Origin of the sequence: Psychroserpens luteus (assembly GCF_015319355.1) — a bacterium.
In the GTDB taxonomy this organism is placed as follows: Bacteria; Bacteroidota; Bacteroidia; order Flavobacteriales; family Flavobacteriaceae; genus Psychroserpens; species Psychroserpens luteus.
Window position 1 is genome coordinate 169,568 of sequence record NZ_JADILU010000006.1, and the last position, 22,156, is coordinate 191,723.

Here is a 22,156-nt window from a genome sequence, read left to right on the forward strand (position 1 = left end):
TCTATTTTTACGTTATCTTATTTATGAAGAAATTTCTACTTATCCTCTTAATTTTAACCTCACTTGTAGTATTAGCATTTCAGTTTAAACCTGTAAAAAGGGTAGCAAGTATAGTTGAAGCAAGTATCTCTACTCCAAGTCTTATTAATAAAGACAGTTTAACCATTGCATCCCGTGTAAATATACCTGAAGGTTATAAGCGTGTCACTTATGCGAAAGGGAGTTATGAGGATTATCTTAGAAACTATAAATTGAAACTCTTTGGAAGCAAAATTATAAATTATGATAATTCTGAATATTTCTGGCAAGGTGGTCATATTGGAATCTTAGAAATTTCTGTACCTAAAAACGGATTACAACAATGCGCAGATGCACTCATTAGAATTAGAAGCGAATACCTCTGGAAAAATAATAGAAAGGACGAGATAGGTTTTAATTTCACTTCTGGTCATTACTGCTCTTGGAAAAAATATGCAGAAGGCTATCGACCAAAAATTAGTGGTAATAAAGTGAGCTTTAGTAAAACAGCAAGCGCAAACCCTTCCGAAGAAAATTTTTATAAATACCTTAATTTAATTTACATGTATTCTGGTACGTTATCACTGTATAATGAATTAAAATCTATTGATGCCAAAGATTTGCAACTAGGCGATATGCTTATTAGAGGTGGTTCTCCTGGTCATATTGTGATGATTGGTGATGAGGTTGTAAATGAGAATGGTGATAAATTGTATTTGTTGTTTCAAGGCAATACGCCTGCTCAAAGTGTACATTTGGTTAAAAATTTGGAAGATTCTACAATTTCTCCTTGGTATCAGTTAGAAAATGATGTAGTCATACCTGTTTCTAATTATACGTTTGGTAGTGCAAAGTTTGTAAGATTTAAATAAATTCTATGACTGTGCTCACATTTTAAAATGGTTTTGATGTAGCTTATAAACATATAAATGCTGTTTTTTATGACACTATTCTGTGTCTCAATGAGCGTGTGTTTTCAAAACATTTTTACAGGTGATGGATATAGTTGGTAAGAATCCTATAACTGGTCATATTTTTGACGTGCCTCAATATGGTGATGATATCTTCATTGATGGCGGTTTTGTCTAGGGAGGATTAACATTTGGGACTTGTGACTCACTAGGACTTAGAAATGAATCTACTCTTTTTACTCAAAGCAATATTGATTTATCTGTTGTTTTTTTTAGTTTTCAACATTTTTAGCATATTATTTTATTTTAAATAAACTACACCTATCATTATTTCTAATAATCAAAATGTAATTTTGTTGACCAATTGTAATAGGCTTCATGTGTTGTACATTTCCAGGGATTTTAAATCCACTTTCTGAAGTAGTTTCGACCTTAAAATTTGAATCTTCAGTATTGATTAAAACCGAGCCTACAGATGCATCGTATCTTCCAAATTCGGCATCTGTCCCATAAAAATTACCACCTGTGATTATATCTTTTTTACCATCATGATTTAGGTCAAGTATTAGTGCGTCATTCAATACAGATACTTGAGTTGCATTGGCAAGTGCTTTAGGTGTGAAAGAGATACCGTTATTATTTATAAATAGTGTGTGCTCAAAATGATTGGCTTTTAAAATAGTAACATTATTTAATTCTTCTGCAGTAAATAAATCAGTTACGGTTGCATTTGCATAAGACTCGTAACGTGTAAATCGCTTTTTTAACATAACCATATGACTAAGCATTCGATCTCTATTATGAACAGGAAAACTCACACCATTAATGTAAGTAGACAATATAGCATCAACACTTCCATTATTATCAAAGTCTTTATAATGGAGTGTGGCTGGTTCTTCATTTGAAGCTTTGAAAAAAGAATTAAGACCTAAATTTCCTGCAAGAATATCGTTGTAACCATCATTGTTAATATCGTCTATAGTAATTGATCTCCACCAACCTGTTTTATTTGCTAATTCAAAATTTTTAGTTGTATTGACAAAGTAATCTTTTTCCATTTTAAATACAGAAATAGGCATCCATTCTCCAGCAATAATAAGTTCTTTAGTACCATCATTATTTAAATCTGAAAATTCAGCATCAGTGACCATTCCTATGTTTGAAAGTCCTTTAGACCATTGCGATGTTACATCTTCAAACTTACCATTATTATTATTTAATAAATAACTTTTTGGAACTTCAGGATAGCGACCAGGCGTTACACGTCCACCAACAAAGAGATCTAATTGACCATCGTTATTTACATCATGAACTTTAACAACCGAACCACTTACAAAAATATCGGGAATAGCATTTGCGTCCTTTTTTAACTTACCAGTTCCATCATTGATATACAGGCGATCTTTATAATTTTTTGAGTTTGCTTTGTGTTCATTTCCACCACTAACTACATATAAATCTAGATGACCATCTGAGTTGGCATCAAAAAACACAGCATCAATATCTTCATATATACTGTCTTCATCAAAATTGGGTTGAGATTGAAGCTTAAAACTTCCTGAAGTGGTTTGTAATAACAGTTTTCCTGAAAAACCTAAAGCACCTCCTAAATATATATCGTCTAAACCATCTCCATTAACATCTGCTATTGCTACTGCAGGTCCTTCTTCACTGTATTTGTGATGTAATAAAACTTCGCGTTTAAAATCTATAAACTCATTTTCGTTATGTGTAAAATCAGCTCCTAATTTTGAGCTGACATCTTCGAAATATTTTGAGATGATTTTGGTGTTATTATATGTTGAATTTGGAGCTCTATTAATTTTTAATGTTTGATTTAAATCAGGGTTTTCAATACGCTGGACTTTCTTATCTGGCCAAATAATTTCTAATCGTTCGGCTTTCAAATCTTTTTTTATGCCAAAATGAAATCGATGTTGAGACGATGAAAGAAATCCACGAGTAGGATTATATGTTTCTGTTAAAATGGTGCCATCAGATAATGTTAAGTTTGCTAAGGCTCCTATATTGGTAATGCCTTTTTGATGTTCGAGTTCAATAGTGAGATAATTGTTTTCAAATAATTGGCTTCCATTGTTTTTCATTATGAAGGGCAATTCGTTGATGTTACTTACCACAAGATCTAAGTAGCCATCATTATTTAAATCGGAATACGCAGATCCATTTGAAAACGTTGGTTTACCGCTATTCCATGTACTTGAAATATCTTTAAACCTATTGTTCCCTTGGTTTTTAAATAAAAAAGCAGAAACAGGATTACTAGGTATTTCTTCTATCCAATCTTTTAAGGTAATTTCTTTTGCATTAAATTTTTTTTGGAGCACATCCATGTTATATCGAGCATAATCATTGTTGGTGACATCTCTTTTATAACCGTTTGTAATATGAATATCTTTTAAACCATCATTATCAAAATCAGCTAATAACGTACTCCAGCTCCATTCGGTATGAGCTAAATTGTCTACAAATGAAATGTCTGAAAAATTACCGGAGCCTAAATTCAGTTGAAGAACATTTTTAGAAAATTGGACCCCAAATTTGTAATGTAACATCTTTTCATATTTGTCATAATTTTGAGCCATTGTCATCATTTTTCGTCTGTAATTTTCATTAGGAGACATATCTAATGTCAATAAATCTAAAAGACCATCATTATTAATATCTGCAAAATCTGATCCCATAGACGAGAATGAGGTATGACTGAAGTAAGACTCAATCTCATCTTCAAATACATTGCCTCCTTTGTTTATTAATAATCTATCAGACATCATATAATCGTTACACACATAGATGTCGGGTTTGAAATCATTGTTGAAATCACCAATTACAGCACTCAAACCAAAAGCATCATTTAAAACGCCTGCTTTTTCAGAAATATCTATAAACTTGCTGTTTTTGTTTTCGTAAAGGCGATCCGTTTTATTATCATATGATTTAGGTTTAGCTATTACGATTTGTCCATCTTCATTTTGAGTAACTTTTAAAGTGTTTGATTCGCGCATATTACTTGAGTGATTTAAAACATATACGTCTAAATCATTATCACCATCAGAATCAAAAAAATAAGCTTGAACCGAATAACCACTATCATCTAAACCATAGTGTTTTGCACTTTCAGTAAAAGTTAGGTCACCATTATTAATATAGAGTAAGTTACTTCTATAAGCTGTTTCACTTAATGCAGATTTACAAACATAAATATCTAAAAAACCGTCATTATTAACATCTACCATGGTTACTCCAGTTTTAAAACCAACGCCACCATTGACATGAGCTGAATTAGTAATGTCTTTAAATTTAAAATCACCTAGATTTAAATACAGTTTATTTTCAACAGTATTTCCAGAGAAATAGATATCATCTAAACCATCATTGTTAATGTCACCAATAGCAACTCCACCACCATTGTAGAGGTATTCATAGAGTAAAAAATTAAAAGTTTCGGTTTCTACAATTTTATTTTTAAAAAGAATATTTGTTTCAGAAGACTCTAAAAACTCAAACAATGCAGGCTCAGATGTAAAGCTAGTATTTTCAATTTGAGTATTTATGGCGTTATTTTTTTCGTTTTTTTTACAATTTAAAAAAAAAATAAGACCACTTAAAACAATGACAAGTCTGAGATGATACACGATGTTATGGTTTAAGTTTTTTTAATATGAGATTAGCTATATAAGTACCTTGCTTTCCACCTTCTTCTACACCTTGCCTATAATGTATTCCGCCATAAAAGCGACTCAAATTAACTTGATGAGCAGCTTCCTTAAAGGAAGGGAAAGAACGTTCTTCTAAGCCAAATCTTAATTGTGTATGGTCTGTAAAGGCGTAGTTTTCTCCAAATATATGTGTCAAAATTTCCGCTGCTGAAGCTGATGTAGCACTATGTCCACTAGTGTATTCAGGAAAAGGAGGTGTTTGTAAAATAGGATTCCAATCGGGATCAATGTACTCTTGGATATAGGTAACAGGTCTTACTAAATCGGTTTTATACTTTACATGCCATGATCCAATAATAGCATCAAACATAGCTGTAGAAGTCAACGTATATGCTTTAGTTGCTGTATAATAATCTGACTGATCTTTGTTTGTAATCTGACTTATAATATTAAGCCAATGACCTGGAGGCGTGAACTTATGAATAGTAGTTACCATATGGCCTTTGTGTATAGTTAATATAGGATTACAGTCCCAAAACCAAGCAATTTTACCTTTGTCGTCAGTCGTATTTAGAGATTCATCATATACTTCATACACCATTCTATAGAAGTCAGAATTTTTATTGGTATCATATGCAGGAAGTGGTTTAGGCTTATAGACATTAGCACTATCAATAACTAATGTTCTAATATTATCCCAATAAGGTTCTAAAGCACTCGTGTAATCTGGAGGCGTTTCTCTCCAATTTTCAGGTTTTTTGGTACTGGTAAAATGAGGGTAGGTTCGGGTTATAGTATACATGTCTTTATCGATCCAATCACTAAGTTGTGTGGTAATATTTAATGCATATGTTTCAGAGTTTTTTATAAGTTCTTCAGTCAACCCTTTTTCTAAAGCTGTATCTTTTAAGTTCTTGCTAAGATCATTAAAAAATTGCTCAGAGTAAATTAGTTTTTTTCCAATTGAAGAAAAAGCAAGTAATGCTGAAAGTTTTGCATCTACTTCAGTATTTACCGGAATAGTAAAATGATTTAGACCATTTATTTTAGAAGTAATTTCTGGTAAACTGTCACGATACACACTTTGTAAAGTAATATAATGTGCAAGATGTGCATATGCATAAATTCTACTTGCTACAGGAGGAGTGAAAGCATCTTCCATGACACTTTCTAGCAATACCTTATTTGCATAATTTAAATCGTCTATATGAAATACGTCTAAAGGCTGTTGTTTAATCTCTTTATTACAAGAAATCAATAGTATGGAAGCAATTAGTGTAAGGAGTTTCAATATCATGATTACTTGCAATATAGAAAGTTTATTGTAAATATCACAAAATTAGTTATTCGTTTTTATGCTCATATTTTAAAACATTAACGATGTTTATATAATAAACTTGATTGCTATAATTCCAATTAAAATTAGAAGAACAGTAACTATTGCTAACCAGAATACAAGATTTGGTGAGTTTTGTAGCGTAATAGGAGTAGTATCTTCAATTAATACTAGACCTATCTAATATTGAGGCGCAATAGTTCTTCCGCTTGCTGTGGCAAAATAATCTAATTTTGCTTTTTGTAAAGCTTCGTCTTTTGGCAAACCTTTTTTGATATAACCATAAAAGTTTTCAATGATTTGAGCACTTGATTGCTCATCAATTTTCCAAAGACTTGTGAGAATACTTTCGCTTCCAGCATAATTAAAAGCATGTGCAAGTGAAATCAGTCCTTCGCCTAATAGGTTGGTTTTTCCGTTTCGCAAGCTTTAAGGATGGCTAAATTAGACGATAAATTCTCATTATAAATTTCATGGGTGTAAAGCGAGTTATCTTCCGAAGAAATAGAATCTGTAATGGCTAACTCATAAACAGGAACTTCAAAACCTGTAACAAGAACTTCACGGGTTTCACCTGCTTCAGGAAAACTATTTATAATCCAATCTCTGGCATTTATAGTTAATATTATAGTCTCAGGTTCTGTTACAAAAAAGAAATCGGTTAGAGAGGTTCCACCATTTCCATCATAACTAGTCTCAGGATCTAAGTCAGTAAAGTTGTAAGTCAAAGAGGTTCTTCCAGTTGAAATTAATTGATCATCTAAATAAATAGAGTAGGTGACTGCATCATCATCATCATCAATAGCTTCAGTCCATTCAATATTTGCACCATCCATACGAGTTTCTAAAATGGCAACCGAGAACGGTCTTAGTACTATGTTATTTGGGTTGTTATTATCATCATCTTCCGAAGAACAATTAAATAATAAAAGTGTTAATGCGAATACGTAAATGAGATTTTTCATCTGTTGAGTTTTAGGATTATATATTGAGACATCGAAACATTATTAAAATGTCATCATAATTTTTTCTTCGGAAGTTTTTAAAACTTCCATTTATACTCAAGTTTGTATCTTTGCAATATGAGTAAAGCCTTAACATTACAAGAATTACATAACTTAGCAATGAACCATGTTGGGAAAGATTTAGAACAACGTGGTTTTGAGTTTATAGCCATTAATAGTAAGTTGAAAAAACATCCACAATTTGTTTGTATAGATAAGAATAGCCAATATTTTTTTGTGATTGTTAGAGCTGTAAAGCTTCCAGATAATCCTAATAATTATGATGTAGTTTGGATGGAAACCTTCAAGAAACATGCTTTTGAAAAGGATGCTAAAGTTTTATACGCAGGCGTAGGTATTGGGAATCCAAATGGTGAACATTTACCAATTTATTTAAACGAAGAATACCTTATAGAATACAACGGAATTCAAGTTTTAGATATCCCATTAAATTAAGCAGTTTGAGCTGTATTTGAGGAGCTAATTATTTAAGAATGATAAATTCACAACGTCTATTTATAGAGTGTTCCACCTCAGTACAATTATCACCACAGTTTACTAAAGGTAGAGTCTCTCCAAAACCTTTAGATTGCAATCGTGTCTTATTGACTCCTTTTGAAACAATATAATTTAAAGTGGCTTTGGCGCGATTATTAGATAATACTAAATTATAACTATCGCTACTTCTAGAATCTGTATGAGCTCCAAGTTGAATCTCCATTCTAGGGTATTTAAGGAGAAGATTAGCTAAAACATCTAATGTGTTTGCTGCTTCTTGCTTAATATCCCATTTATCTAAATCAAAATAAATATTTTCTAATTCTATATAAATATAACCGTCAGTTTTGGTCACTACAATTTCTTCGGCATCATCATAAGATTCAATTTCTAGTTCTAAATCAAACTCAATTTTCCCTTCTTCATTAGTGTTAAGGTCTTCAATAGTAGGTATATAAAAACTTCTATGGCCTTCAATTTTATAAGATGTATTAGGCTTGGTTTCAAATTTATACATCGCATCATCTCCAACGACAATCTGTTTTACGATGCTCCCATCTTCATTCAATAAAGTAACTAAAGATCCAGGTAAAATCTCTTTTGAGTTTTTATCGCGTACTTGTCCTTCTACGAAATATGTTTGTACGTTTGGTTCTCTGGTAAATGCGTATAAACGATCTTTTCCATCTCTATTTGATGAGAGGAATCCTTCTTCAAGAGAATCTTTCAAAACAAGGCCAAAATCATCCATTCCAGAATTTATCGTATGTCCAAGATTTAACGCCTCTTCAAATTTTTTGTCTTTATTTTTTGACATAAATAAGTCTAAGCCACCTAGTCCATTGTGACCATTAGAAGCAAAATAAAGTGTTTCTTCATCTGTAATAAATGGGAATTGTTCTCTTTGTTTAGTGTTTATTACGCTTCCTAAATTTATTGGATTACCATAGCCAATGTTGTTATAAATGTCAACATAAAATATATCAAACGAGCCTAAAGAACCTGGCATATCACTAGAGAAGTATAATTTAGTATTATCTTTATTTAAAACAGGATGTTGTGTAGAGTACACGTCACTTGAAAAAGGTAATACTGTAATATTTGCCCATGTGCTGTCAACTAGTTCAGCACGATAGATTTTAACCACTGCAATTTTTTCTTCACCAATTTTTATACGTTTTTTATTCGTTCTAGAAAAGTACATCGTTTTTCCGTCACTACTAAAAGTCGCGTTGCTTTCGTGAGTCTTACTATTTATTTCTTCGGAAAAAGGCTCCACGTTTTCGAGGTTTTTGTCTTCTGAAACTGTAGCTTGGTATAAATCTAAATACGGATTTTCATTCCATGCATATTTTGGGTTTTCTACATTTCTTGCAGAAGCAAATACAACCTTGTCTTCAAAATAAGTAATTCCAAAATCACCAACATTTGAACCGCTTTTCACCTGGTTGATTGTATAATTATAGGGGACTAACGATTTAAGATCTTCTATGAATTGAGGCGTATTTTCTGGGAGTTTTGAGTATTCGCTCATTATTTGATCTCCAGTATCATAATCTTCAATACCTTTTAGAGCATTTGCATATCTAAAATAAACTTCAGAAGATAGACTGTCTTTATAATTGGTGAATAATTTTTTATAGGCATCACTAGCCTTCTTCATATCAAAATTAAAGTAATAAGAATCTCCAAGCTTTTCAAGGGACTCTGGACTATCATCTAATTGCTTGTAAATTGCTGCAGCTTCAATATAAGCTTTATTAGCAAAGAGTTTGTTAGCGTATTTTAGACTTTTCTTTTGTGCGAAACCAAAACTGCAAACACACAATAGATATATAAGAATGTAATATTTGTTCATAAATTATGAGTTTAGAAAAATCTTGGTGATTTATCGTATCCGTTACCTAATTTTCCAATGTCAAAAAGTAAAATAATTTCATGTGATCCTGAATTAAATTTACCAAGGTTTGAGAGTGTATAGTCATAAGCATACCCAATGCGTAATGAGTCAATAACTTTAATATTAAATAAGCCACTTATAGCATCGTCAAAACGGTAACCAATACCAATTTCAAAAAGATCATTTATTAAAACATTAGTTGTTAAATCTAATGATATTGGCGCGCCAGAAACTGCTTTTGCCATCAAAGCTGGTTTTATTTTTAATCTTTCATTGATGTCGTAAACATATCCTGCAGTAAAAAAGAGATGTGTTTCTTCTTTTCTTGATGTTACAATACCACTATCGTTATCTAAATGTTCAGACTCTAATAAATTAGGAGCAGATAATCCTACATAAAATTGTTTTCCGAAGTAAAAAGCACCAATACCAATATTAGGAGATGTTTTACTCAAGTTATTTGCAAATGCAGGATCTGGTAAATCATCAGAATAAACAAACCCATTAAAGTTGGTGCTAAAAAATGTGGCACCAGCTTTTACACCAAAAGAAAGTTTTGTGTTTTCACTGAGAGGAATGGCATAAGCAAAATCGACAAATAAATTGGTCTCTTTTACAACATCGCCAATTTGATCGTGTATTGCAGAAATTCCACCTTCCATTCTGTTACCTATTGTGGTGTGTGCAAAAAACGTACTTGTTGTTGGACCACCAACTGAACCTACCCATTGAGAACGATGTAATAGTCCCAGGTTTATTAAGTCTGGATCGTCTGTTGCATATCCAGGATTAATAACGCTCATATTATACATGTACTGTGTATATTGAGCATCTTGTTGTGAATACACAAGTGTACCTATAAGTAGGATGATGATTTTTATGCTATATGTTAGGAATCTTTTAGTCATATTATTTTGAAATTACTACCTGCTTAAATATACTCTTCCTTGGATTGGGTTTCTGTTACCATCATTAAATTCTAGAATAAAGAAGTATACACCAACTGGTAGTTTGGAGTCTCCGAGAGTTATACCTTTTTCTGAAGTACCATCCCAATCTCGAGTGTTAATATCGCCTTTGTATAAAATGTTTCCATAGCGATTATAAATTTCTAAAGTGAAATTAGGATATAAATCTCTTAAATTTTCTATTGTAAATTCATCATTTATAGTATCGTCATTAGGGGAAAATCCGTCAGGAATTATAATGTCTAAAGGACAATTTTCAAATATTACTGTTACTTCTAATCTATTTGTGCTTTCACATCCATCATCTGATAAAGCAGACGCATAATAAGTTTGACCATCTACTAAGGACTCGTCATTAGTATAACTATTGCCATTATTAGGAGCATCATACCAAGTAATATCTTCTGTATCTATAATGTTACTTGATAGATTTTCTATCGTTGGTTCATCTTGGAGACAAAAGATGTTTCCATTTTCAATAAGCTCAGGTGTTAGACTATTAAGAACCGTAAAATTAGAGGTCAAAATTGCTGAAACATCTGCGCTACAAATTGAACCTACATTGGTAATTGAAGTTATTGTTACTGTTGTTAATCCTACACTTGTTAATAGATTTGCTGGGATATTAAAAAGAGAGGCTCCACTAAGAATATCAATTGTTATGGTGTTATCAGATTGATTTGTTCCAGATAAATTATAGGTTAGAGTATATGGACCATCAATCAGAAGGGTCGCATTTATAATTGATATATCATTTGAAAGCCCTAAACAGATGTCTTCAGATGAAATTTCTAAGCCAGTTGCATCTGGACTTGATTCTATTGTTACTGTAACTGTAGAGTTATCTGACTGGTTGCAGGCTATTGGACCATTGACTGTATAGGTATATATTCCAGCGATGTCTATGTTAGGGTCAAAAAGTCCAGTTCCGCTAGCAAGCGCAGGACTCCAAGTTCCACCAGAATCAGGATTACCATTTATATAATTAAACAAATTCTGAGCACCATCGTCGATACAAATTACAGCGTTACTATCTTCTCCAGCGTCAGGAGGAAGAATAATAGTAACGGTTACCGTTGCAGATTGATCACCACAAGGAGAAGTTCCTGTTAATGTATATGTGTAAGTACCATTGACATCTACGTTAGGATTAAAAAGCCCAGTTCCACTAGCGAGCGCAGGACTCCATGTTCCACCCGTTTCCGGAGTGCCACCAAGTAATGTAAATAAGTTTATTGCTCCACCATTATTACATAAATCTGCTACAGCATTAGTTCCAGGATCTCGAGGAGTATTTGTTGTTACTGTAACCGTTGCAGAAGAATCTTCACAAGGAGGATTTGCAGGAATTGTATAAGTGTAAACACCAGATGTATCTGTACTAGGATCAAAAAGACCAGTTCCACTAGCGAGTGTAGGAGACCAAGTTCCACCAGTTTCAGGAGAACCACCAAGTAGTGTGAATAAATCTATAGGGTCACTATCAGTACATAAATCTACAGCACCATCAATTCCAGCATTTGGAGTAGGAATAAAATCTACGGTGACTGTTGCAGATTGATCTTCACAAGGAGGTGTTCCTATTAAGGTGTAAGTATAAGTTCCAGCAGCATCTAAAGCAGGATCGAAAAATCCTGTTCCACTAGCGAGTGCAGGAGTCCATGTTCCACCAGTTTCAGGAGAACCACCAAGAACTGTGAATAAATCTATAGGATCATTATTTGTACATAAATCAACAGTTGCATTAGTTCCAGGATTTGGAGGAATATTAGTTGTTACTGTAACCGTTGCCGAAGAATCTTCACAAGGAGGATTTGCAGCAATTGTATAGGTAAAAACACCGGCTGTATCTGTACTAGGATCAAAAACTCCAGTTCCACTAGTAAGTGCAGGAGACCAAGTTCCACCAGTTTCAGGAGAACCACCAAGTAATGTGAATAAATCAATTGGATCACTATCTGTACATAAATCTATAGCACCATCAGTTCCTGCATTTGGAGTAGGAATAAAATCTACGGTAACTGTTGCCGATTGATCTTCACAAGGAGGTGTTCCTATTAAAGTATAAGTGTAAGTTCCAGCAGCATCTAAAGCAGGATCGAAAAATCCTGTTCCACTAGCAAGTGCAGGAGACCAAGTTCCACCCATTTCCGGAGAACCACCAAGAACTGTAAATAAATCTATTGGATCGTTATTTGTACATAAATCAACAGTTGCATTAGTTCCAGGATTTGGAGGAATATTAGTTGTTACTGTAACCGTTGCAGAAGAATCTTCACAAGGCGGATTTGCAGCGATTGTGTATGTGTAAACACCAGCAGCATCTAAAGCAGGATCGAAAAATCCAGTACCACTAGAAAGAGCAGGAGACCAAGTTCCAACAGTTTCAGGAGAATCACCAAGTATTGTAAATAAATCTATAGGATCATTATCTGTACATAAATCTATAGCACCATCAGTTCCTGCATTTGGAGTAGGAATAAAATCTATAGTTACCGTTGCCGATTGATCTTCACAAGGAGGTGTTCCTATTAAGGTATAAGTGTAAGTTCCAGCTGTATCTAAAGCAGGATCGAAAAATCCAGTTCCACTAGCAAGTGCAGGAGTCCATGTTCCACCAATTTCTGGAGAACCACCGAGAACTGTAAATAAATCTATTGGATCGTTATTAGTACATAAATCCACTGTTGCGTTTGTTCCAGGATTTGGAGGAATATTCGTTGTTACTGTAACCGTTGCAGAAGAATCTTCACAAGGCGGATTTGCAGCGATTGTGTATGTGTAAACACCAGCAGCATCTAAAGCAGGATCGAAAAATCCAGTACCACTAGAGAGAGCAGGAGACCAAGTTCCACCAGTTTCAGGAGAATCACCAAGTATTGTAAATAAATCTATAGGATCATTATCTGAACATAAATCTATAGCACTATCAGTTCCAGCATTTGGAGTTGGAATAAAATCTACGGTAACTGTTGCAGATTGATTTTCACAAGGAGGTGTTCCTATCAATGTATAGGTGTAAGTTCCAGCAGCATCTAAAGTAGCATCGAAAAATCCAGTTCCACTAGCAAGTGCAGGAGTCCATGTTCCACCAGTTTCAGGAGAGCCACCAAGAACTGTAAATAAATCTATAGGGTCGTTATTTGTACATAAATCTATTGTTGCATTAGTTCCAGGATTTGGAGGAATATTAGTTGTTACTGTAACAGTTGAAGATGCATCTTGACATGGCGCATTTCCGGAGATTGTATAAGTGTAAACACCAGCTGTATCTGTACTAGGATCAAAAAGTCCAAGTCCACTAGCGAGCGAAGGAGACCAAGTTCCGCCAGTTTCAGGAGAACCACCAAGTAGTGTAAATAAATCAATTGGGTCATTATCTATACACACATCTAAGACACCATCTGTTCCTGCATTTGGTGGAGGAATTATGGTAATGGTAACTGTTGATGTATTACTACCACAAATCGTTGCTGAATCCACTTCATATGTGAAAATATATGGTCCACCATTAACAGTTAACGAAGTAATATCTAAAGTTCCAATACTACCATTTGTAGTAGGTAATGGTCCACTCCAAGAGCCATCAGTATCAGGGTTTCCTAATAAGCTATCAATTAAATCAACAGACAAAATCGTATTGATATCTGTTTCGCAAATTTCTAAGGTTCCATTTGCTCCAGAGTTAGCTGGAGTGTTTATGATGACAGTGACTTCAAGTCTGCTGTCACTTTCACAAGGTGGATCTACAGAGGTTGCAAAATAGTTTTCTCCATTAATTAACGGTTCTGTTAACTCTAAAGGTATAACAGATCCTAAATTAGCATACCAATTATTAGATCCTATAGCTACTAAGTCTGCAACAGTTGGTATTTCATCAGAGCAAAATTCTTGAATAAAATCACCAGTTGGTACAGGAACCAAACCAATGTTAACTAATACAGATAATCGTGATGTTCTACAGTTTGTATCTGGGTTTTCTTGATCTGCATAATATATCGTATTATCGTTTAGAATTGTCGTAGGTGATAAGGCAGTTCCATCTGAAGGGACACTATACCATTGTACATTATTTCCAATTGCATTTAAATCTGAAATTGTAGCGTCATTCATGTCATCTACGCATACTCCTTGAAAATTTAGTCCTAAAGGAGCACCATAAATTAAAACATCTACTCGTTCTCTTGTACCACAAGTACCAGAATTATCATCTGCATAATAATCCTCTCCAGAGATTAAGCCTTCTGTGTTTCCTATTGGTGTTGTTGAAATTGGTGTATCATACCAAACGACACCATTACCATTGTCTGTTGCAACTAAATCAGATATAGTTGGTCCATCCAAGTCACAAAAACTTTGATTCGTATTTGTAATTGTAGGACATTGAGAATGAATTTGTAATATACCAAATACAAGTAAAATTAATGTAATTAGCTGTTTATGGCTAAATTTGATAGATTGTTTTAGCATAAGAAAGGGGATACTTTTAAGTAGTAAATCTACTAATTAATTAGCAATATCTAAATTATTAAACTCACGAATGATAATTTCATGATTATCATAAACCCCATTATCATTTTTTATGTAATAAAATTTAAGTAAAAAATACTCAGTTTTGACTGTTTTTACAGACTCTTCAAAACTCATGTCTTGAGATAATCTTAACATTGTGTCAAACGTTATATCAAACCCTTGAAGTGCCTTATTTGTTGGGTCAATATTATATTTTAGTTTGTAATCATCAAAGTATTGTAACGTTTGTGCGGTATTTGTAATTTGATTTATATCTGGATAAATTAGTTTTAGTATGCTAAATCTTTTAGATGAAATTTGCTGATTATTAGGTAATAAAGAAGATTCTAATACCACTAGTTGAATGTCATAATTTGATACTTGACCTAATAGAAATGTTGTAGAACTTAAAAATACTCCGTTTTTGTTACTATCAATAATGATGTAATTTGTTGTGTTTTTGTCTAAACTAGAAATGATACTCTCATTAGAAAACTCACCATTCTCATTAGTTATAATTATTTTAGCGTTAGGTGAATTTTTAGTAATAAATGATCTACTCTCAATATTATCACTATCACTTATAACAATAATATTACCTTTTTTGTCATTTAAGTATTGCAACGTTTTCAATTTTTGGGCATTTACACTTGGTATTGCTTGATAAATTGAATTCATATTGTAAGTGAGATATTCTGATTTGGTAGCAATTACAGGAATAGATTTAGACGTTTTTAGCATCATTGCTGTTTCAATGTCTTTATTGAAATTAGAAGTGATAATGGCATCAAAAGATTCTAGATCAATATCTTGAAATGTTTTATTAATTAGATTGTTATCAATTTTTATTAAGCTTATTTCAGTTTCTATACCCAACTTACTAAGGCTGTCTATAGCTGTTAAAGCTCCTTTATAAAATTGAATATCGTTTCGTAAATCTGGATTTGAAATCGCTTCGTAATTACTTGTGTTTTTTGTGTAATAAGTGAACTCTAAATCATTAAAAGATAATAGCATTAATACTTTTTTGTCTTTCACATTAGTAATCGATGTGCTTAAGTTTGTATATGAACTATTAGTTTTAGGTTCGCTAGTGTTACTAGAATTAATGAGTTTTGTATTTGGATCAAAACTTGTAATTGGCATTTTTATTATGGTCCCAACAATTACAGATTCTGATAATTTAGGATTTAATTCTAGAAATTCAGGTATGGTCATGCCTGCTTTTTTGGAGAGACCATAAAGTGTTTCTTTAGGCTCAATAACATAGTTTTTGTAAGCAATATTACTGTTTTGATTGTTTGTAATGGATGAGGTGGTTGTAGGGATCGAGTCAACTGGATTGTTGTTTTCGGTTAATTCAGGATCAATTAGAACATTTGTTTTAATCTCATCTATTTTTGTTTCTACATTGTCTTGTATTGAATCAGTAGGAGTTTGTATGGCTACAGTATTACTATTCTCTTTTGTAGTTTCAGTTTTAACTTCTTCTTCTTCTTCTTCTAAATTTGGTTGTTGTTCTACTGTGTTATTTTGGACAACAGTGCTGTTTTCAGTTGAAGGTATTTTTATTGTAATTCCGTAACGTAGCATATCTACAATCTGAGGATTCAAACTTTCAAGATTGGCAATAGTCGTATTGAATGTTTTTGCTAGGCCAAATTTGGTGTCTCCTTTTTTGACAAAGTATTCTGTTTTGTTTTCGAGAGGCGTATTAGAGAATCCTTGGTTTGGTAGTTTAACCTGTATCCCAATAGACATCTTCTCAGGGATTATTGAAGAATTAGCACTAATTAGCGATGCTAAATCAACAGAATACAGTTTTGAAATACTATAAAAAGTATCACCTTTGACAACCACGTGAGACTTATTTGTCTTAGTATTTTCAGGAGTGGAAGTGTACTCAGGTTGCGATTGAGATAAATAATTAGAATTATTTATATTAAGAACATGACCAGCTTGTAAAACTAGTTTTATATGAGGATTTTGGTTCTCTAAAGAGCTAATGGTAATCCCAAACTTTTTTGAAAGACCAAATTTAGTATCACCTCTTTTTACTTTATAAACAAAAGAACTACCGGTTTTTACTGGGCTTTGTTCCTCATTTTCTTGTGCATTTGATGTTTCTTCGGAAATTGGAATCTTTAAAATTTCGTCAATGTAAATTACTTTAGCAGCATTTGGGTTTAATTCAAGAATAGCATTGACAGATACACCATATATTTTGGATAACTGGTAAACAGTTTCTCCTTTTTTAACGGTATGGTTTTTAGTTAATGTTTGAGCATTTCCGTAGAAAAAACAGAACGAAAAAAACGTCAAAGACATGAAAAAAACTCTAGTCATTCTACAAGGGTTATAACTTCGGATTACTGATTTATAATCAAAAAAATAAAAATAATATTTTTTTTTACTTAAAAACGCTTAGAACGAGGCGTTATGAGCATGTTATTAACAATCGTTAGTTAATAAGAAGTGATTTGTTTAGATTAAATTTGCTTAAATCTCTAATTCAACAATCTTTTATGCATAGAATTTTTTATTACGTAGTCCTTTTTTTATGTCTTTTATCTTGTAAAAAAGAGACAAAATCAAATACTCAAAGCTCTATAAATATAAAGTTATCTGGACCTGTTTTTGGAACTTCATATTCTGTTATTTATGACTCTGAAATAAATTATTCTAAGCAATTTGATAGTTTGTTTGAAGTTGTAAATCAATCGATGTCTACATATATTCCTACTTCAGAAATTTCTAAACTCAATAGAAATGAAGCTTATAAGATAGACAATCATTTTCAGAATGTTTTTTTAGCATCAAAGGAAATCTACAATGAAACTAATGGTGCATTTGATCCAACAATTGGTAACGTAGTTAACACATGGAGTTTTGGTGCAGATAAAAATAAATTCCTAACAGATAGCATTACCATTGACAGTCTAATGCAGTACGTAGGTTTGAATAAAGTGAGTATAATTGAAGGGAAAGTATCAAAATCACCTAATACATATTTAGAGTTTAATGCTATTGCTAAAGGCTATGGAGTAGATGTTATTGGAGAATTTTTAGAGACAAAAAATATAGAGAATTATCTTGTTGAAATAGGAGGAGAGATACGTGTTAGGGGTGAAAACAAAGATAAAAATAGCTCATGGAAAGTTGGTTTAGATGAACCTCGTTTTGATGGTGAGCAATCTGTATATAAAGCGATAAGTCTAAGAGATGAAGCCATGGCAACATCAGGTACATACAGAAAATTTAAAATTGATGAGAATGGAAATCGCTATGCGCACATTATAGATACAAAAACAGGTTATCCTTCTAAAACTAATATTTTAAGTGTATCTGTATTAGCAAAAGATTGTATGACTGCAGATGCTTATGCAACCGCATTTCAGGCTATGGGAATAGATAAAGTAAAAACATTTGCAGAGCGACATTCTGAATTAAAAGTGTTTATTATTTTTGAGAATGAAGCAAAAGAGTTTGAAACCCTTTCATTAAATAACTTTCCACAATAGAAACAACGACCTTCAGCAGTTAAAAACACACTTTTAAAAGCTTATAGGCTTACAATTTGTAATTTATTGTAGTTTTATCTACAATTTTTAAATGTTGAAGAAAACACTACTTTTTATTGTATTGCTACTAGGCTTGCATTTTTTGTTTGCGCAAGAACCTGTGTCTATTCATCTTACTGAAAAAGATGGCTTACCAGATATTGAGTTTTATAATGTTTTAGAAGATAGTAAAGGGTTTATTTGGTTAGCTTCAGATACGGGTTTATATCGTTATGATGGCAAAACGTATACCCAATATACTAACGCAGAAAAACGAGGCCTATCCGTTTTTGGACTTTTTGAAGATACACAAGGGCGTATATGGTGCACTAATATTTCAGGACAGTTCTTTTATGTTGAAAACAGCCAACTCATCACCTTTATAGATTTAAAAGAGGAATTAAAAGGGCAGTTGGGAAATTACAGTATACAAGACAATAAACTTTTAATTACGACAAGTTATTCGTTATATATTATTGATTTAATTACCAAGAAAATTCTTTTAAGAGAACTTCATGGAATTGGTGGGGCAAGATTGATGCCTCTAGATACGGGCTACATGTTGATTAGTTTTGATGCTGTAAAAATATTCAATAATGATTTTAAGGAGACCAATCAGTTTTTGCTTAATATCCACTATCGTGGCTCTAAAGGTATGACTACAGCACAAGGTCAAACTCAAGTTTTTAAACTAAATGAGATTTTATTTTTTTCTCAACAATTTAAGTATAAAAACATGTTTAGAAGTATCAACCTAAATACAGGCACTACGGATGCTACAATAGGATTAGAACTTCTGAAAAATAAAAGGATTATTAGGATAAAGATCATAAAGGACAATATGTGGGTGTTAACCCATACCGGAATTTATATTTATGAAAACGATAAAAATGAATTCACACTTAAAAACCAAATATTAGAAGATGAAATCGTTACTGACGTTATCATTGATAAAGATCAAAATTTTTGGGTGTCCACACTTACTAATGGTGTTCATTTAATTCCGAATATAGAGGTTATAAAACATAAATTACCTGAAAACAGCGATGATATTATGGCTATCGATAAGGTGAATGATTCGCTTGTGTTTTTTGGTTCTAAAAGTGGAGTCGTAGGGTTTTTAAACGTTGATGCTTCTACTTATAAAGCATCTGCTAACCTGGGTAATAAAGTCTCTGCAATACAGTATAATTCTAATATTGGATATAGTTATGTAAGTATCGACGATGGTGCTTATTTTGTAAATAACAAGACATTAGAAACCATAAAAAAATATGAATTTCTTGGTGTGAAAAGTTTTTCTCGTGTTAATGAAACGATGACACTTTTTGGGACGTATAGCCAATTGGCTTTTTTGAATAATAATGCAGAGTTAGTTAAAACATTTTCTGATAACAAGCGGATCTATACAACCTACTACAGTGAAAATAGCAATACTATTTTTATTGGGTATGTCGATGATTTATTAGTTTTAGATAACGATTTTAAGTCCACTACAATACGCTATAACGAGAAAGAGATTTTAGCCATTTCTATTACGGAAACTGCAGATGGCATCGTTTGGGTGGGAACGTTTAAAAATGGAATTTTTGCAATAAGGGATAATCAAGTTATTGCGCATTACACTACAAAAGAAGGCTTGTTGTCTGATCAGATTAAATATTTAAAGGCTGATGAAAATTCGGTTTGGATAGCGACACCAAAAGGTTTGCAAGTGTTTAATACGGATAGGAAGGATTTTAAAAATTTAAACAAGACAGATGGTATTTTGTCTTACAAAATTTCTGGAATTGAAGTCTTAAACAATCGTGTGGTTTTGTCTTCAAACAAGGGTGTTTTTTCTTTTGATAAAGAGAAGGTGTTTAAAAAGACGTCGCAACCCGAAATTTATTTTAATGATATAAAAATTAATGAAGAATCGACTGATCTAGGAACGGATTATGATTTAGATTATAATCAGAATTCAGTACAATTTAGTTTTAATGTCAATGGTATTTTATACAATATAAATAAAACGTATCAATACCGTTTAGTTGGTTATAATAATAACTGGATTACCACAGATTTAGGTGTGAATACCGTGAAATATAGTAGCCTACCAGTGGGGAAATATACATTTCAGGTAAGGCCAACATCGATTAATGAGGGGACTGAGAGTAAAGTTAAAAGCATTAAGTTGAATATCAAATTACCATATTGGAAAAAGTGGTGGTTTATTTTAGCCTACAGTTTATCTTTTATAGGTCTCATTATTTTGTATTACAAAAGGAAATTAAAAAAGAAGGAAATAGCGAAAGAATTAGAGATTAAACAACTCTCTTTAGATAATGAGTTAATCGCTTTAAAACTAGAAAATTTACGCTCGCAGATGAATCCGCATTTTATATTCAATGCGTTAAATTCGATACAAGAATATATTGTTTTAAACCAAAAAATATTAGCAACTATATATTTGGGAAAGTTCGCAGATTTAATAAGAACTTACTTAAACCATAGCACCAAGGGGAAGATTACCTTACAAGAAGAAATTGATTGTTTGGAAATGTATTTAGAATTAGAGAAGTTACGTTTTGAGGATAAATTACATTATAGCATTTCAACATCTTGCAGTTTAAAGCCAGACGAAGCTAATATTCCTACCATGCTTATTCAACCCTATGTAGAAAATGCTCTAAAACATGGATTGTTACATCGTAAAACAGATCGGAATTTAAAAATCAATTTCTTTATAAATGATGAATCAAAAACAGTACGATGTATTATTGTAGATAATGGTGTTGGTAGAGCACAAGCTGAAAAATTTAAATCGAGAAGTCGTAAAAGTCATCCGTCTTTTGCTACTAAAGCTACTCAAGATCGATTAGCATTATTAAACTACGGAAAGGAAAAACAAGTTGGTGTCATTATTACCGATCTGTTTGATAAAGATATACCAATAGGTACACAAGTAGATATTACAATTCCGTATACCACAGATTAATCATAAAAGGAGCTCTTATAAAATAAACAGATATGAACGTAGTAATTATAGACGACGAACCTAAAGCAAGAAAATTGCTTAAAATATTAATAGAGGAGAATTGCCCAAAAGTCACTGCTATTTTTACAGCCGAAGATTTGTTAAGTGGTATTGAGATAATAAAAGAAAAACAGCCACAAATTGTATTTTTAGATATTGAAATGCCTGAGCATTCTGGTTTAGAAATTTTTGATTTTATAGATGAAACGCATCGTAATTTTGAAATTATATTTACAACTGCTTACAGCGAATACGCTGTTAAGGCTTTTGAGCTTTCTGCAGTAGATTATTTATTAAAACCGCTACGATTAGATAAGCTTAATGACGCCATTGAGAAAGCGATTGTTAACATCGGGAAATCTCATATTAATATAAAATTAGATGAGCTTCAAAAAAGTTTAAAAACATCTAATTTCAAAAAAATAGCACTTCCGGTGGCAGATGGAATCAAATTTGTCAATTTTGAAGATATTATTCTTTTAAAAGCAGATGGTATGTACACTAAGGTTAATGTTTTGAATACTTCGGAAATTTTAATTAGCAAGCCACTTAAGCATTTTGAAGAATTATTGGATACCATTCCTATGTTTTATAGACCGCATCGCTCGTACTTAATTAACTTAAAGTATATCAAGGAATATTATAAAAAAGATGGAGGTTACATTATAATGGACAACAATGAAAGTGTATCTATTTCAAAAGATAAAAAAGAAGAGTTTTTAACTATCGTTCAAAATATAGGGTAGTTTTCTT

13 protein-coding genes are annotated in these 22,156 nt (G+C 32.3%); 5 read left to right on the forward strand and 8 right to left on the reverse strand.

The window, feature by feature from the left end; genetic code table 11:
- The first annotated feature begins 23 nt into the window (after positions 1-23).
- Positions 24-890: a DUF4846 domain-containing protein gene (locus IM744_RS14815; protein WP_194508936.1), complete on the forward strand. Its 867-nt coding sequence runs from the start codon at positions 24-26 to the stop codon at positions 888-890.
- 335 nt (positions 891-1,225) lie between these two features.
- Here the strand turns inward: IM744_RS14815 and IM744_RS14820 are convergent, their stop codons facing one another.
- The 4 genes from IM744_RS14820 to IM744_RS20720 form a co-directional block, all read right to left on the reverse strand.
- Entirely contained in the window at positions 1,226-4,582 is a 3,357-nt protein-coding gene (locus tag IM744_RS14820) for a VCBS repeat-containing protein (protein ID WP_194508937.1), read from the reverse strand.
- Positions 4,583-4,586: 4 nt separating this feature from the next.
- On the reverse strand, positions 4,587-5,903 hold the full coding sequence (locus IM744_RS14825; RefSeq protein WP_194508938.1) for a vanadium-dependent haloperoxidase: 1,317 nt from the start codon (positions 5,901-5,903) through the stop codon (positions 4,587-4,589).
- 219 nt (positions 5,904-6,122) lie between these two features.
- Positions 6,123-6,368, reverse strand: a complete 246-nt coding sequence (locus tag IM744_RS20715) for a CHAT domain-containing protein (RefSeq protein WP_241738342.1) — start codon at positions 6,366-6,368, stop codon at positions 6,123-6,125.
- On the reverse strand, positions 6,341-6,907 hold the full coding sequence (locus IM744_RS20720) for a hypothetical protein (protein ID WP_241738343.1): 567 nt from the start codon (positions 6,905-6,907) through the stop codon (positions 6,341-6,343). The genes IM744_RS20715 and IM744_RS20720 overlap by 28 nt, the downstream gene beginning before the upstream one ends.
- A gap of 117 nt (positions 6,908-7,024) precedes the next feature.
- On the opposite strand from IM744_RS20720, the gene IM744_RS14835 reads away from it, so the two are divergent.
- Positions 7,025-7,402 (forward strand): Na(+)-translocating NADH-quinone reductase subunit F, encoded by a 378-nt coding sequence (locus IM744_RS14835; RefSeq protein WP_194508939.1) that lies wholly within the window; start codon positions 7,025-7,027, stop codon positions 7,400-7,402.
- Positions 7,403-7,430: 28 nt separating this feature from the next.
- On the opposite strand, the gene IM744_RS14840 is transcribed toward IM744_RS14835, so the two are convergent.
- From IM744_RS14840 to IM744_RS14855, 4 genes are all read right to left on the reverse strand, one after another.
- Positions 7,431-9,302, reverse strand: a complete 1,872-nt coding sequence (locus tag IM744_RS14840) for an OmpA family protein (RefSeq protein ID WP_194508940.1) — start codon at positions 9,300-9,302, stop codon at positions 7,431-7,433.
- Between the two features lie 11 nt (positions 9,303-9,313).
- Positions 9,314-10,252: a PorP/SprF family type IX secretion system membrane protein gene (locus IM744_RS14845; protein WP_194508941.1), complete on the reverse strand. Its 939-nt coding sequence runs from the start codon at positions 10,250-10,252 to the stop codon at positions 9,314-9,316.
- 15 nt (positions 10,253-10,267) lie between these two features.
- Positions 10,268-14,656 (reverse strand): gliding motility-associated C-terminal domain-containing protein, encoded by a 4,389-nt coding sequence (locus tag IM744_RS14850; RefSeq protein WP_194508942.1) that lies wholly within the window; start codon positions 14,654-14,656, stop codon positions 10,268-10,270.
- A 162-nt stretch (positions 14,657-14,818) separates the two neighbouring features.
- Positions 14,819-17,170, reverse strand: a complete 2,352-nt coding sequence (locus IM744_RS14855) for a muramidase family protein (RefSeq protein ID WP_194508943.1) — start codon at positions 17,168-17,170, stop codon at positions 14,819-14,821.
- 179 nt (positions 17,171-17,349) lie between these two features.
- Here IM744_RS14855 and IM744_RS14860 point away from each other — a divergent pair, with 179 nt between their 5' ends.
- The 3 genes from IM744_RS14860 to IM744_RS14870 all read left to right on the forward strand — a co-directional run bounded on the left by IM744_RS14860 (position 17,350) and on the right by IM744_RS14870 (position 22,149).
- Complete coding sequence (locus tag IM744_RS14860; protein ID WP_194508944.1) at positions 17,350-18,345, forward strand: FAD:protein FMN transferase; 996 nt, start codon at positions 17,350-17,352, stop codon at positions 18,343-18,345.
- Positions 18,346-18,436: 91 nt separating this feature from the next.
- On the forward strand, positions 18,437-21,364 hold the full coding sequence (locus IM744_RS14865; protein ID WP_194508945.1) for a sensor histidine kinase: 2,928 nt from the start codon (positions 18,437-18,439) through the stop codon (positions 21,362-21,364).
- A gap of 32 nt (positions 21,365-21,396) precedes the next feature.
- On the forward strand, positions 21,397-22,149 hold the full coding sequence (locus IM744_RS14870; RefSeq protein ID WP_194508946.1) for a LytR/AlgR family response regulator transcription factor: 753 nt from the start codon (positions 21,397-21,399) through the stop codon (positions 22,147-22,149).
- The last annotated feature ends 7 nt before the right edge of the window (positions 22,150-22,156 follow it).

Bases quoted from the DNA above. Each gene is read 5' to 3' on its own strand.
- IM744_RS14815 (WP_194508936.1), top strand. From the start codon at position 24: ATGAAGAAATTTCTACTTATCCTCTTAATTTTAACCTCACTTGTAGTA.
- IM744_RS14825 (WP_194508938.1), bottom strand. From the start codon at position 5,903: ATGATATTGAAACTCCTTACACTAATTGCTTCCATACTATTGATTTCT.
- IM744_RS20720 (WP_241738343.1), bottom strand. From the start codon at position 6,907: ATGAAAAATCTCATTTACGTATTCGCATTAACACTTTTATTATTTAAT.
- IM744_RS14835 (WP_194508939.1), top strand. From the start codon at position 7,025: ATGAGTAAAGCCTTAACATTACAAGAATTACATAACTTAGCAATGAAC.
- IM744_RS14840 (WP_194508940.1), bottom strand. From the start codon at position 9,302: ATGAACAAATATTACATTCTTATATATCTATTGTGTGTTTGCAGTTTT.
- IM744_RS14845 (WP_194508941.1), bottom strand. From the start codon at position 10,252: ATGACTAAAAGATTCCTAACATATAGCATAAAAATCATCATCCTACTT.
- IM744_RS14855 (WP_194508943.1), bottom strand. From the start codon at position 17,170: ATGACTAGAGTTTTTTTCATGTCTTTGACGTTTTTTTCGTTCTGTTTT.
- IM744_RS14860 (WP_194508944.1), top strand. From the start codon at position 17,350: ATGCATAGAATTTTTTATTACGTAGTCCTTTTTTTATGTCTTTTATCT.
- IM744_RS14865 (WP_194508945.1), top strand. From the start codon at position 18,437: ATGTTGAAGAAAACACTACTTTTTATTGTATTGCTACTAGGCTTGCAT.
- IM744_RS14870 (WP_194508946.1), top strand. From the start codon at position 21,397: ATGAACGTAGTAATTATAGACGACGAACCTAAAGCAAGAAAATTGCTT.